This is a genomic window from Serratia sp. root2, assembly GCF_031931805.1.
Taxonomy (GTDB): Bacteria; Pseudomonadota; Gammaproteobacteria; order Enterobacterales; family Enterobacteriaceae; genus Serratia; species Serratia inhibens.
In genome coordinates, this window is record NZ_JAUJXB010000001.1 from 1602581 (window position 1) to 1616594 (window position 14014).

At 56.2% G+C, this 14014-nt stretch carries 10 protein-coding genes; 2 read left to right on the forward strand and 8 right to left on the reverse strand.

Going from position 1 to position 14014, the window contains the following annotated elements; all coding sequences use genetic code 11:
• Positions 1–91: 91 nt before the first annotated feature.
• The 5 genes from sufS to sufA are packed head-to-tail and all read right to left on the reverse strand — an operon-like array spanning position 92 to position 5241.
• A complete protein-coding gene (gene sufS, locus QZQ97_RS07185; protein ID WP_311992885.1) occupies positions 92–1312 on the reverse strand; it encodes a cysteine desulfurase SufS in 1221 nt (406 codons plus the stop codon).
• Positions 1309–2595 carry a Fe-S cluster assembly protein SufD gene (gene sufD / locus QZQ97_RS07190; protein WP_311992886.1) on the reverse strand — a complete coding sequence of 429 codons (1287 nt, stop codon included), beginning with the start codon at positions 2593–2595 and terminating at the stop codon, positions 1309–1311. Before sufD ends, sufS begins: the two co-directional genes overlap by 4 nt.
• Complete coding sequence (gene sufC, locus QZQ97_RS07195; RefSeq protein WP_013812662.1) at positions 2570–3316, reverse strand: Fe-S cluster assembly ATPase SufC; 747 nt, start codon at positions 3314–3316, stop codon at positions 2570–2572. Before sufC ends, sufD begins: the two co-directional genes overlap by 26 nt.
• A 42-nt stretch (positions 3317–3358) precedes the next feature.
• Positions 3359–4855, reverse strand: coding sequence for a Fe-S cluster assembly protein SufB (gene sufB, locus QZQ97_RS07200; protein ID WP_004943701.1), 1497 nt, complete (start codon positions 4853–4855; stop codon positions 3359–3361).
• A gap of 14 nt (positions 4856–4869) precedes the next feature.
• Positions 4870–5241 carry a Fe-S cluster assembly scaffold SufA gene (gene sufA, locus QZQ97_RS07205; RefSeq protein WP_004943698.1) on the reverse strand — a complete coding sequence of 124 codons (372 nt, stop codon included), beginning with the start codon at positions 5239–5241 and terminating at the stop codon, positions 4870–4872.
• Between the two features lie 556 nt (positions 5242–5797).
• Between sufA and QZQ97_RS07210 the strand changes: the two genes are divergently transcribed.
• The gene (locus tag QZQ97_RS07210) at positions 5798–6202 is read left to right on the forward strand and encodes a hypothetical protein (RefSeq protein WP_311992887.1); all 405 of its coding nucleotides are present in this window, start codon (positions 5798–5800) and stop codon (positions 6200–6202) included.
• 56 nt (positions 6203–6258) lie between these two features.
• Here QZQ97_RS07210 and menI read toward each other — a convergent pair whose 3' ends face one another.
• Positions 6259–6675, reverse strand: coding sequence for a 1,4-dihydroxy-2-naphthoyl-CoA hydrolase (gene menI / locus QZQ97_RS07215; protein WP_006320233.1), 417 nt, complete (start codon positions 6673–6675; stop codon positions 6259–6261).
• Positions 6672–9728, reverse strand: a complete 3057-nt coding sequence (ydiJ, locus tag QZQ97_RS07220; RefSeq protein ID WP_311992889.1) for a D-2-hydroxyglutarate dehydrogenase YdiJ — start codon at positions 9726–9728, stop codon at positions 6672–6674. Before ydiJ ends, menI begins: the two co-directional genes overlap by 4 nt.
• A gap of 311 nt (positions 9729–10039) precedes the next feature.
• Here ydiJ and ydiK point away from each other — a divergent pair, with 311 nt between their 5' ends.
• Positions 10040–11140, forward strand: coding sequence for an AI-2E family transporter YdiK (gene ydiK / locus QZQ97_RS07225; RefSeq protein ID WP_311992890.1), 1101 nt, complete (start codon positions 10040–10042; stop codon positions 11138–11140).
• 469 nt (positions 11141–11609) lie between these two features.
• Here ydiK and ppsA read toward each other — a convergent pair whose 3' ends face one another.
• On the reverse strand, positions 11610–13988 hold the full coding sequence (ppsA, locus tag QZQ97_RS07230) for a phosphoenolpyruvate synthase (RefSeq protein WP_311992891.1): 2379 nt from the start codon (positions 13986–13988) through the stop codon (positions 11610–11612).
• Positions 13989–14014: the final 26 nt, after the last annotated feature.

Genomic DNA, 14014 nt, shown 5'->3' on the forward strand with positions numbered 1-14014 from the left:
TCCTTTCAATAATTCAGGGCCGGCATGCCGGCCCCACACAACTGTCTGCAGGCATTTTCCGCCAGAGAACGCCACAAGAGGCGCCCTCGACCTACCCCAAGAGTTTTTGGATACGCTGCAACCCTGCCACCAACCGGTCAACTTCATCACGCGTGTTATATAACGCCAACGAAGCGCGGCACATGCTCGGCACATTATAGAACGCCATCAACGGCATCGCGCAATGGTGACCGGTACGAATGGCAATGCCGTATTGATCCAGGAAACTGCCGACGTCGTAAGCGTGATGCTCACCCAGGTTAAAGGCAATGACCCCGGCGCGCTCTGCCGGACCATAAATTTTAAGCATCGGCACCTGTTTTAGCGCTTCGAGCGCATAGTGCATCAGCGACTGCTCGTAGTCGTGAATCGCCTCCAGCCCCAGCGCGTTAACGTAATCAATCGCCGCGCCCAACCCCATCATGCCGGCCGTATTCGGCGAACCGGCCTCAAAGCGCCACGGCGGCTCGGCATAGGTGGTGCCATTAGTCAGGCTGACCTGTTGTATCATCGCCCCCCCGCCTTCCCACGGCGGCATCTGCTGCAACAGCGCCTTGCGGCCATAAAGAATGCCGATGCCGGAAGGCCCATACAGTTTGTGCCCGGAAAACACATAGAAATCGCAATCCAGCGCCTGTACATCCACGCGCTGATGCATAACGGCCTGAGCGCCGTCTATCAGCACCTTCAGGCCCGCAGCCTTCGCCTGCGCGATGATTTCACGCACCGGGTTAACCGTGCCGAGCACGTTGGAAACCTGAGTCATCGCCAGCAATTTGGTGGACGAGTCGATCAAACCCGGCAACTGTGCCAGATCCAGAGTGCCGTCCTGCTGCAGCGGCCAGACCCGCAGTTGAAGCCCGCGTTCTTGCGCCAGCATCTGCCAGGGAACAATATTGGCGTGGTGCTCCATCTCGGTGATGATGATGCTGTCGCCCGGTTGCAGGAAATGGCGGCCAAAGCTGTTTGCCACCAGGTTAATGCCCTCGGTGGTACCCTTGACGAAGACAATCTCTTCCGCCGAGGCGGCGTTGATAAACGCCGCCACTTTTTCGCGCACCGCTTCCATGTCCTGCGTCGCTTCTGCGCTCAGCGTGTGGATGCCACGGTGTACCGCAGCGTAGCCATGGCGATAAAAATCCAGCTCGCGATCGATCACCGCCTGCGGTTTTTGCGCACTGGCGGCACTGTCAAGGTAAGCCAGCGGCCGGCCATTGACTTCACGCGCCAACAAGGGGAATTCGCTGCGCACACGTTCAATCGGAAAACTCATGCTGCCTCCCCCGGCAGGCGCTGCGCTATGCGCGCCAGCACCCATTCGCGGATGACATCGTTGCCGATGCCCTCGGTCAATTCAGCGGCAAAGGCAAAGATGATCATCTGCTGCGCTGCGTGTTTATCAATGCCGCGCGACTGCAGATAGAACAGTTGCTCTTCATCAATACGCCCGACAGTGGCGCCGTGACTGCATTTCACGTCATCGGCGTAGATTTCCAACTGCGGTTTGGTGTCCACCTCCGCCACCTTACCCAACAGCAGGTTGTGGTTGGTCATCTGGCCGTCGGTCTTGATCGCATGTTTGGCGACTTTGATCATGCCGTTGAATACCGCCTTGGCGCGGTCGCTGACCACCGTTTTATGCAGTTGACGGCTCTCGCAGTAACCTTTGTTGTGCTCCAGATAGGTACGGGTATCGCACACGTCCTTGCCCACCGGCAGCACCAGGCTGTTGATCACCAGGTTAGAGCCTTCGCCGTTCAACTGCGCGCTGGTGTTATGCCGCGTGAGGCCGGCCCCCAGCAGGAAACTGTCGCTTTTCACCCGCGCATCGCGGCCAATCACCAAGTCGTTATGCGCAAAGTGGTAACTCACCTGGCTTTCGAACGCCAGTTTGCAGTGACGCAGCTCCGCGTTGTCTCCGATGCTGGCTGTCAGACGCGCGCCGGTGAAATGCGCGGCATCGTTCAGGCTGACATAGTGCTCGATCACCTCCGCCCGCGCATTGCGAGCGACGTCGAGGTGATGGCGATGATGCACGGTGTTCACCGCGCCCGCCGCGCCGCGCCCGCTGCTAATGTGCAGCAGGTACAACGGCCGCGCAGCGATCTTGCCGGCCGCCACGCGGATCATGCTGGTCTCCTGCGCCAGACTTTCGGTCAGGTGCAGAAAAATTTCAGGTTGAATCGGCTCCGGCAACGCCTGCGGCGTACCGTAGGGAGTGACGTCAAACTGGTATTCGCCCAGCTCGCTGTCGCTCAGCGCGGCGTTGAAACGCCCGTCGACAAACACCAGCCGATAAGCATCCAGATTCAGCGCCAGCGCATCGCGTTGGGCGGCGGTGATCGGCTCTACCTGCGGCTCAAGGAACTGCTGCTCCAGTAACCCCTCCAACGGAGTATATTTCCAGTTTTCATGCTTGCGCGTCGGCCAGCCCAGGCGCAAAGCCTGCTGCCAGTGCGCCAGAGCATGAGCGGAGTGCTCGCCGCCTCGGGCCTCGAACAGGCTGTAAAGCTGTTGCAACGCGCGCGAGTTATTGTTGGTCGGTAAGCCAGCCATAGCCCTGCTCCTCCAACTGTTTCACCAGGGAGAAATCGCCGGACTTCACGATGCGCCCTTGGGAAAGAACATGGACATAATCCGGTTTGATGTAGTCCAGAATACGCTGGTAGTGCGTGACGATGATAAAGGCGCGCTTGCCATCCCGCAGCGAATTAACGCCGTTGGCGACGATCTTCAGCGCGTCGATATCCAGGCCGGAGTCGGTTTCATCCAGAATGCACAGATCCGGCTCCAGTGCCGCCATCTGAAGAATGTCATTGCGCTTTTTCTCGCCGCCGGAGAAGCCGACGTTGACCGAACGGGTCAGCAGATCCGGGGGCATATTCAACAGCTCAATCTTTTCTTCGATGAAATCGGCGAAATCGAAACGATCGAGCGGTTCTTGCTGGCGATATTTGCGCACTGCATTCACCGACGTCTGCAAGAAGAAATGGTTGCTGACGCCGGGGATCTCCACCGGATACTGGAACGCCAGGAACACGCCTTCACCGGCGCGATCTTCCGGAGCCAACTCAAGCAGGTCCTTGCCCTTGAAGGTAACCTCGCCTTCGGTCACTTCATACTCTTCACGCCCCGCCAGAGTGGCGGAGAGCGTACTCTTGCCCGAGCCGTTCGGCCCCATGATGGCATGCACTTCACCCGGTTTGATCTCCAGGTTCAATCCCTTGAGGATCTCATTGCCTTCGGCGCTGACTTTTAAATTCTTGATACTTAACATGCGATGTCCTTAGGTAGCGCTGCTGCGCTGTAAATCCGGCGTTTAGCCCACGCTGTGTTCCAGGCTGATGGCCAATAACTTTTGCGCCTCGACGGCGAATTCCAGCGGCAGTTCAGAGAACACGTCCTTGCAGAATCCGTTGACGATCATAGAGATGGCATTGTCTTCGCTGATACCGCGCTGCAAGCAGTAAAACAGTTGGTCATCGCCGATTTTCGACGTGGTCGCTTCGTGTTCCAGCTGCGCGCTGTTATTGCGGGCCTCCACATACGGGAAAGTATGGGCACCGCTGTCCGGCCCTATCAGCATCGAGTCGCATTGGGTAAAGTTACGCGCGTTTTCCGCACCCGGCAGGATCTTCACCAGGCCGCGGTATGTGTTCTCGCTGTGCCCTGCGGAGATACCTTTGGCAATGATGGTCGATCGGGTGTTCTTGCCGATATGGATCATCTTGGTGCCGGTATCCGCCTGTTGATGGCCGCTGGTCAGCGCTACCGAGAAAAACTCGCCGATTGAGTTATCGCCCTGCAGGATCACGCTCGGGTATTTCCAGGTGATCGCCGATCCGGTTTCCGACTGGGTCCAGGACATTTTCGATCCCGCACCTTCGCATAACGCGCGCTTGGTCACGAAGTTGAGAATGCCGCCTTTGCTGTCACCGCCGGAGAACCAGTTTTGCACCGTTGAATATTTCACTTCGGCGTCTTTGTGCAGGATCACTTCCACTACCGCCGCATGCAGCTGATAGCTGTCGCGCACGGGGGCTGAGCAACCTTCGATGTAGCTGACATAGCTGCCTTCATCGGCGATCAGGATGGTGCGTTCGAACTGGCCGGTTTTGGCGGCGTTAATGCGGAAATAGGTCGATAGCTCCATCGGGCAGCGCACGCCTTTCGGCACGTAGACAAAAGTGCCGTCGGAGGCCACTGCGGCATTCAGCGCGGCAAAGAAGTTATCGTTGGACGGCACTACGCGGCCCAGATACTTGCGCACCAGATCCGGGTATTCCTGAATCGCCTCGCCGAACGAGCAGAAAATCACCCCGCTTTCAGCCAGTTTTTCGCGGTAGGTGGTGGAGACCGATACCGAGTCGAAGATCGCGTCTACCGCCACTTCGCTGCCTTCACGCACCGGCACGCCGAGTTGGTTAAACGCCAACTCAACCTCGCTGGTCAGGTAGCTGTTTTCGGTTGCCGCGCCGGGTTGCTGTTCGGCACCGGGCTGGGAACCGCAGGCGTCGTCACAGCTGCCGCAAGAGGGCGCAGAATAATAGCTGTAATCCTGGTAGTTCAGCCGGTCATAGTTCGCTTTCAACCAGTGCGGCTCTTCCATTTGCAGCCAGGCACGGTAAGCCTCCAGGCGGAATTCCAGCATCCACTCAGGTTCGTTACGCTTGGCCGAAATGGCGCGCACCACGTCTTCGTTGATGCCCGTCGCCAATTCATCGGTATCCAGTTGGGTGAAAAAGCCCTCCTTGTAGCGACCTTCGCTGACCCAAGCCTGCACTTCATTAGGCATTTCTACATTGCTTCGTGTCATGTTGATTGCATCGCTCAAACGCCAAAGCTCTCGCCGCACCCGCAGGCATGCTGAGCTTTAGGGTTATTGAATTTGAATATTTGATTCAGCCCTTCACGGACAAAATCTACCGTGGTGCCATCGATGAACGGCATGGCTTTCAGCGGCACATACAATTTGGCGCCATCGCGCTCAAACAGCAGGTCGTCTTCCGCCGGGGCACGGGTGAGATCCAGCACATAGGCAAACCCGGCGCAGCCTGATTGCTTCACCCCGAGCTGCAGCCCCTTCACTTGCGGATCCTGCTGCATCAATTTAGTAATTTGTTGTACGGCGTTGTCACTGAGCAAAATGCCTTGCCAGACATTTTCGTCCAGAGAAAAGGTGCCGACATTTTCCGTTTGCATATGGCCTACCTCACACTCGTGTTTTACCGCAGCCAATCTGGGTTGCTTATATGTTAGTGATAACAATTATCACTTCAACCGTTTGTTTTGCGGGGGTATCCGCCAAAAGCCCGTTTTTGGGTTGCCAAAGACGGCAAGCACACGGGACAGTCTGAGCGCCTGGCACAGTCCGATGGAGACGCGTTCATTTTATCCTTATGAATTTGCTGTACATCCTGTATCACCGCCCTGACCAACCGCTGGCCCATCCCCTTTACAGCGCCGGCTTTTATTGTCGACGTAAACATTCATAGAAAATACCTATTTCAGCATTTTGTCTGTCTCAAAAATGCGTTTATCGACAATTGGCGGTGTTTTCCGTCTTCTGTACCGCCCTCCCGCACCGGCCGAAAGCGCCATCATTGATTAAAGTTTAGCCGCTACTGACTGATATTGGGCCGTAGCAGGGCAAATGCAGCCCCGATGGCCGATAAAAATTTCAACAGAATGATTGATCGTGAACGCATCTGTAAATATGATAATGATTATCATTCAAAATTCAGATGGCGCGGGTATAATGAGTATTTCGATCAGTGCGTGGCTGTTGGGCAAAATTGATGACTATAAATTCAGCGTGCGCGATGCCACGGTAGATTTCTACATGGCGGAGGCATCGCTTAGGCGGCCAGAGTGCAATATCAACCATCTGAAACGCTACAATAACGTCAGCCTGAACATGGCCAATCTGTGTCTGGAAAACGGTGATGATGAAAGTTATTTGCACGCGCTGAGCAAACTGCATAACCGGCTGATCGTTGAAATCAACAATCCGCAGCGCTGCCAGCTGTTTCGGGTTCAGAGTTATCATTTTGCCCGTCATACCCTGACCTTGATCTGCCAGAAATATGCGATGGAAGGCACTTGGGAGAAGGCTAACGCCTTCCAGAAGGACTTCGTCAAGCGGGTGCCATTCCAGCTCTAAACGCCTGCGGAACGGCAACTGAGCACCCGCAGGCAAAGCGCCTGCGGGTGGCAGGATCAGTCGATCACTGCGGTGGTCAAGCGTGAAGTGCAGCACAACCGGTCACGCGAATCGAATATCTCGATCTGCCACACCTGATGCCGCCGGCCAACGTGCAGTGCACGGCACACGCCGCGCACCTGCCCTTCAAACACCGCCCGCAAATGGTTGGCGTTGATTTCCAACCCCACCACTTTCTGTTCCCCTTCGCTGCACAGATAGCCGGCCATCGATCCCATCGATTCCGCCAACACCACCGATGCCCCGCCGTGCAGTAACCCGAAAGGTTGCCGGGTACGGTGGTCTACCGGCATCGTGGCTTCAAGAAAATCGTCTTCCAGCCGGGTGAAGTGAATCCCCACATGGCTCACCATGCATCCCTCACCGGAGCGGTTTAACTGCTCCAGCGTCGTTTCTCGTTTCCACAATTTCACGCAATCATCTCCAGAAGTGCCTGTAACGGGTGGCGAACGCCGTTACCCTCAATGCGTTTGACCTGGCTGCGACAGGAATAACCGGTCGCCAGACAGCGTTGCCGCGGCAAACGTTGCAACGCCTGATGCCATGATAGCTCATAAATCCCGAGCGAATTCTCCAGGTTCTTCACTTCATGTCCGTAGGTACCCGCCATGCCGCAACAGCCCACGCTGACGTTTTCCAGCCTGGCCCCGAAGCGGGAGAAGATCGACGCCCAATGCTGGCCGCTGGCCGGCAGCGCCGTGGTTTCGGTACAGTGGCCAAACAGGTACCAGGCTTCGCCGGTCGCCGGTTGTTCGGCACGTTCCGCCAGCAGCTGTTGCAGCCATTCATGCACCAGTTGCACCTGGAAGTCACCGCGTGTTTCGCCGAGGATCTCGTTATATTCGTCGCGATAGCAAAGCACCAATGCCGGATCGACCCCAACCAGCGGCATCCCGAGCCTGGCCACTCGATTGAGGAAATCGGCGGTTTTGCGCGCGGTGCGGGCAAAGCGAGTCAAGAAGCCTTTGATATGCTGCGCCTTGCCGTTCGGCGAGAATGGCAGCAGCACCGGCTGGTAACCGAGCTTTTCCACCAGCCGTACAAAGTCCGCCACCACCTTGGCGTCGTAATAGCTGGTGAAGGGATCCTGCACGATCAGCACATGTTGCTCACGCTGTTCGGCGCTCAACGCCTCAAGTTGCTCCAGTGTCATGGTCAACGCGCCGTGGCCGGAAAGCTGCTGACGCAGCGTCGGGCTGGAGAGCATCGGCAAATCGACCATACCGATAGCGTTGCGGCTCAACTCGCGCACCCAAGGCTGGCGGAAGAAGAAGTTGAATACCTTCGGCGCTTTCGCCATCAGCGGCGTGTAGCTTTCAACCCCGGCGACCATATAGTCGCGCGCTGGCCGCAGATAACGGGTGTGATACAGCTGCAGGAAACGCGAGCGAAAACCCGGCACGTCAATTTTAATCGGGCATTGGGTAGAACAGGCTTTGCAGGCCAGACAGCCGGACATCGCCTCTTTCACCTCGTGCGAAAAATCATATTCGCCTTTGCCGGCATACCAGCTGTTGCGGGTTTTCTCAATCAAGGTACGGAAGCTAAGACGCTGCTGCGGCAGTTGCTGTTCCAGCACCAGCGGATCGACCCCCTGTTCGGATAACAGACGCAACCATTCGCGCACCAGCGCCGCACGGCCTTTTGGCGAGTGAATGCGGCTACCGGTGATCTTCATCGACGGGCACATCGGGCTGCGCACATCAAAGTTAAAACACAGGCCGTTGCCGTTACACTCCATGGCGCCACGGAACGAGGTGCGCACCTCTATCGGGATGCGACGATCGAGCGTGCCACGCTTGGCCGCGTCCACTTTCATCATTGGGGCATCAACGCCCAACGGCGGGCAAATTTTACCGGGGTTAAGGCGGTTATTCGGATCGAACGCGGCCTTGATGCGGCGCAACTCTTCGTACAACTGCTCGCCGAAGAATTCCGGGCTGTATTCAGCGCGGAAGCCTTTGCCGTGTTCGCCCCACAGCAATCCTCCATATTTGGCGGTCAGCGCCACCACCTGGTCGGAAAGCTGCTTCATCAGCACTTCTTGCTGCGGATCGCACATGTCGAGCGCAGGCCGCACGTGCAATACGCCGGCATCCACGTGGCCGAACATGCCGTAACTGAGGTTATGGCTGTCCAGCAATTGACGGAATTCGACAATGTAATCGGCCAAATGCTGCGGCGGCACGCAGGTATCCTCGGCGAAAGGAATAGGTTTGGCGCGCCCTTTGGCGTTACCCAACAGCCCGACCGCCTTCTTGCGCATGTTATAGATCCGCTCGATGCCGACCAGGTCCCCGCAGATCTGATAGCCAATCACGCCGCCCTGCTTCTCGCTGATTAACTCGTCCAACCGCAGACACAGCGTTTCCATCTGCTGATCGATCAGCGCCTTGTCATCCCCGGCAAATTCGACGATGTTCAGACCCAGCATCTCTTTATCCGGCACGTTGGTGATCAATTCGCTCACCGAGTGCCAAACAATATCCTCCCGCGCCAGGTTCAGCACCTTGGAGTCAATGGTCTCCACCGACAACGCCTTGGCCTCCACCATGAAGGGGGCGTTGCGCAGGGCGGAATCAAAGGAATCATACTTTACGTTAACCAGGCGGCGTACCTTCGGCAGCGGCGTGATATCCAGCCGCGCCTCGGTGATAAACGCCAGCGTGCCCTCTGCGCCGGTCAGGATACGCGTTAAATCGAAGGTCTGCAGATCGTCGCTGAACACATGCCGCAGGTCGTAGCCGGTCAGGAAGCGGTTTAGCTTGGGGAATTTTTCCAGGATCAACGCACGCTGGTCACGGCAGCTATTCAGCACCCTATGGTAGATCCGACCTTCGACGGTATCCTCCATAGCAATCGTTTCCGCAAGCGGTGTCGGCATGGCGCGGGTATCGATCATGTCGCCCCCCAGCAGCACCGCCCTCAGGCCCAGAACGTGATCGGAGGTTTTGCCGTACACCAGTGAACCTTGACCGGAAGCATCGGTGTTGATCATGCCGCCCAAGGTCGCGCGGTTACTGGTGGAAAGTTCCGGAGAGAAGAAATAGCCGAACGGCCGCAGATACTGGTTAAGCTGATCTTTGATGACCCCGGCTTCAACCTTCACCCAACCCTGTTCGACATTGATTTCAAGAATGCGGTTCATGTGGCGCGACATATCGACCACAATGCCGGTGTTGAGGGCCTGGCCGTTGGTGCCGGTACCGCCGCCGCGCGGGCTAAAGGTCAGTGCGCTGAAACGCTCCTCTCCCGCCAGGCGCGCAATCAAGGCCACATCCGCCGTTGAACGAGGAAACACCACCGCGTCTGGCAACAGCTGATAGATGCTGTTGTCGGTCGCCATCGTCAGCCGATCGGCGTAGCTGGTCGCAATATCACCGTTGAATCCGTTTTGTTTTAAGGCTTCCAAAAAGTCGAGCACCCGTTGAACGAGGCCGGGCGCCTGAGAAATCTGTGGGATCATTCGCTTTTTTGACCCTGTCTGTCTATTTTTTATGCGTTAACATACGCTGAATCAGGTCTTTACCCGTCGCCTTTCAGGCTGCGGCGTTGTAGGCTGCAACTTGAAATTCATAGGGTATATTCAGACCCACCCTACTTTTTATTGATGATGAAAACTAACATACTCGTTTAGTGAAGGCATTCACATTATCACAATTCCCCCACTGCAGAATGACGCACGATAAAAGGTGCGCCGTATTGTGAAAAGTGGCGAAAATGCACCATGCTTAGCAGGTACAAAGGATTTAACTTACCAGGATGAGAACCTAATTCATGACACTCCCGCAATCCCGATACGATTTGCCACGGATTATTTTTGGCGTGCTGTTTATCGCCATCATGATCGTCGCCTGTTTTTGGGTCATTCAACCGTTTATTCTCGGTTTTGCCTGGGCCGGCATGGTGGTCATCGCCACCTGGCCACTGTTGATCAAACTGCAAAAAGTACTCTGGGGCCGGCGTTCGCTGGCGGTCCTCGTCATGACGCTGCTGCTGATCCTGTTGTTCATCCTGCCGATTTCGCTGCTGGTCAGCAGCGTGGTGGATAACAGCGCGCCAGTCGTTGCCTGGGCCAGCACCCCCGGCAAGCTGCATATTCCCGATCTGGCCTGGTTGCAATCGATCCCGATGATCGGCAACAAAGTTTATAACAGTTATCACACTCTGGTGAATGCCGGCGGCGCGGCGCTGCTGGCGAAGATCCAACCTTACTTCGGTCAGACCGCCACCTGGTTTGTCGCGCAAGCGGCGCATATCGGCCGTTTCCTGCTGCACTGTACGCTGATGCTGCTGTTCAGCGTGCTGCTGTATGCGCGCGGTGAACAAGTCGCCCTGGGTATTCGCCACTTTGCGGCGCGTCTTGCGGCCGAGCGCGGCGACGCGGCGGTGGTGCTGGGTGGCCAGGCGATCCGCGCGGTAGCGCTGGGCGTAGTGGTGACGGCGCTGGTGCAGTCGGTGCTGGGCGGGATTGGTCTGGCGGTATCCGGCATTCCTGCCGCCACCTTGCTGACGGTGCTGATTTTCATTTGCTGCGTGGCGCAATTGGGGCCGCTACTGGTGCTGGTGCCGGCGATTATCTGGTTGTACTGGAGCGGCGACACCACCTGGGGCACGGTACTGCTGGTATGGAGCTGCGTGGTCGCCACGCTGGATAACGTGCTGCGGCCGGTGCTGATCCGCATGGGCGCCGATCTGCCGATGCTACTGATCCTGTCCGGCGTTATCGGCGGCCTGCTGGCCTTCGGCATGATCGGCCTGTTTATCGGCCCGGTGGTGTTGGCGGTATCTTATCGTCTGCTCACCGCCTGGATGGACGAAGCGCCTGAACCCACGGCCGATCTGGACGAAGTCGCCAAAGAGTTGGAAGAGCGGTAATTCCCCTATTCTGCCCGGGCTACCGGGCAGAATACCCTCAGCAAGATCCCGGGGCATTTCCTGCCTTTGAATTCACTCTCCGCCATAATATCGCAGCCCCATGCCAGTGCATTAATTGAACATGCTGGATAAATACATCTTTATACCGTCGAGATGAAACAAGCAATCTGAAAAATAAACCGTGAGGCACGTATTGATTAGGATGATTCTTAATGACTAGTGACCTTTAAATATTTAGTATTATTAGCATATATTGCTTCAAATCACTGATTTTAAAGCAAGCTTTCCAAACAATGTAATGCCATACATGTGAATTGCTGTGTGTAGTCTTTGCCCGTCTCTTGATGGGCTTTTTTTTATTCTTTTTTTAGCCACATTTATTCCCCCACCCACATCATCTACATTCATCAATAAAAAAACCGTAACCTGAGTTACGGTTTTACGTCAGCAATTAATCTGCGGTGAAGCGTTATTTTTTCTTCGACAGATTGATCCAGGTTTGCACCACGGTATCCGGATTGAGGGACAGACTATCAATGCCCTGCTCCATCAGCCATTCGGCGAAATCCTCGTGGTCGGACGGGCCCTGGCCACAAATACCCACGTATTTGCCATGACGCTTCGCTGCCTGAATCGCCATCGACAGCAGTGCCTTCACCGCTTCGTTGCGTTCATCAAACAGTTCCGACACCACGCCCGAGTCACGGTCCAACCCCAGCGTCAGCTGAGTCATGTCGTTGGAGCCGATCGAGAAGCCGTCAAAGTGTTCCAGGAACTGATCCGCCAATAGCGCATTGGAGGGGATTTCACACATCATGATCACTTTCAGGCCGTTCTCGCCGCGCTTGAGGCCCTGACGCGCCAGTTCTGCAACCACCGCCTCCGCCTGCGCCACGGTGCGAACAAAGGGCACCATGATCTCGACGTTGGTAAGGCCCATTTCATTGCGCACGCGTTTTACCGCATCGCACTCCATCGCAAAGCAATCACGGAAACTGTCCGCCACATAGCGGCCTGCGCCACGGAAGCCCAGCATTGGGTTTTCTTCGTGCGGTTCATACTTCTCGCCGCCCACCAGATTGGCGTATTCATTGGATTTGAAATCGGACAAACGCACGATCACGCGTTTCGGCCAGAATGCCGCGCCCAGTGTGGCGATCCCTTCCGTCAGACGGCCCACGTAGAACTCGACCGGATGGTCATAACCCAACATCAACGCCTTGATTTCGTTCTGCAATGCCGGGGTTTGTTGATCAAACTCCAGCAGTGCCTTTGGATGGACACCAATCATGCGGTTGATGATAAATTCCAGACGGGCCAGCCCCACACCTTCATTCGGTAAACGGGCAAAATCGAAGGCCCGATCGGGGTTACCGACGTTCATCATGATTTTCAACGGCAGATCCGGCAGCTCAGTCACTTCGGAGCTCTGTACGGTAAAGTCGATCATGTCGCTGTACACGAAGCCGGTATCGCCTTCCGCACAGGAAACGGTGACTTTCTGGCCATCTTTCAGCAGGTCGGTTGCGTTGCCACAGCCGACCACCGCCGGAATACCCAGCTCGCGAGCGATAATCGCCGCATGGCAGGTACGGCCGCCACGGTTAGTGACTATCGCCGCCGCTTTCTTCATGATCGGTTCCCAGTCCGGGTCGGTCATATCGGTAACCAGCACGTCCCCCGGCAGAATACGATCCATTTCGCTGATGTTATGGATCACTTTCACCGGGCCGGCACCGATGCGATGGCCGATAGCCCGCCCTTCCACCAGCACCGAGCTTGTACCGTTAAGCTGATAACGCTCCATCGTCTGCTCGTTGGAACGTACGGTTTCCGGACGCGCCTGCACAATCAGCAATTTGCCGGTATGGCCGTCTTTGGCCCACTCGATATCCATCGGGCGGCCGTAATGTTTTTCGATCAAAATCGCCTGATGCGCCAGCGCTTCCACTTCCTGGTCGGTCAGAGAGAAACGATTGCGTTGCTGCTCTGGCACATCTTCAATTTTTACCTGCTTGCCGTGATCCTGCGATGGTGCATACACCATGCGGATTTTCTTCGAGCCGAGGTTGCGGCGCACGATAGCCGGATTGCCACGCAACAGCGTGGGTTTATGCACATAGAACTCATCCGGGTTCACCGCGCCCTGCACCACCATTTCGCCCAGACCCAAGGCGGAAGTGATAAACACCACCTGATCAAAACCCGACTCGGTATCGATGGTGAACATCACGCCGGAAGAGGCCAGATCGGAACGCACCATGCGCTGTACGCCGGCCGACAAGGCTACGCCGCGGTGGTCATAGCCCTGATGCACGCGATACGAAATGGCGCGGTCGTTAAACAGCGAGGCGAATACGTGTTTGATCGCCACCATGACGGCGTCGATGCCCTGCACGTTGAGGAAAGTTTCCTGCTGGCCGGCAAAAGAGGCATCCGGCATGTCTTCCGCAGTCGCGGAAGAACGCACGGCAAACGAGGCTTCCGGCTCGCCGTCCGCCAACTGTTGGTAAGCCAGGTTAATTTCACGCTCGAATTCCGCATGGAATGGCGTATCGATGACCCATTGGCGGATTTGCGAACCGGCCTTGGCCAGTTGAGCAACATCGTCAACGTCAGTTTGATCCAGTAATTGATAGATGCGCTGGTTAACACCGCTTTGCTCGAGGAAATCGTTAAACGCCTGTGCGGTGGTGGCAAAACCGTTTGGCACGGCCACGCCCAAATCGGAAAGATTGGTGATCATTTCACCGAGGGAGGCATTTTTGCCGCCGACACGGTCAACGTCGTGCATGCCGAGCTGGTTGTACCAAAGCACATTACGCAAGTCTGGGCCATTGTTGGACATCGAGACAATCCTTATTGCTATCAGTA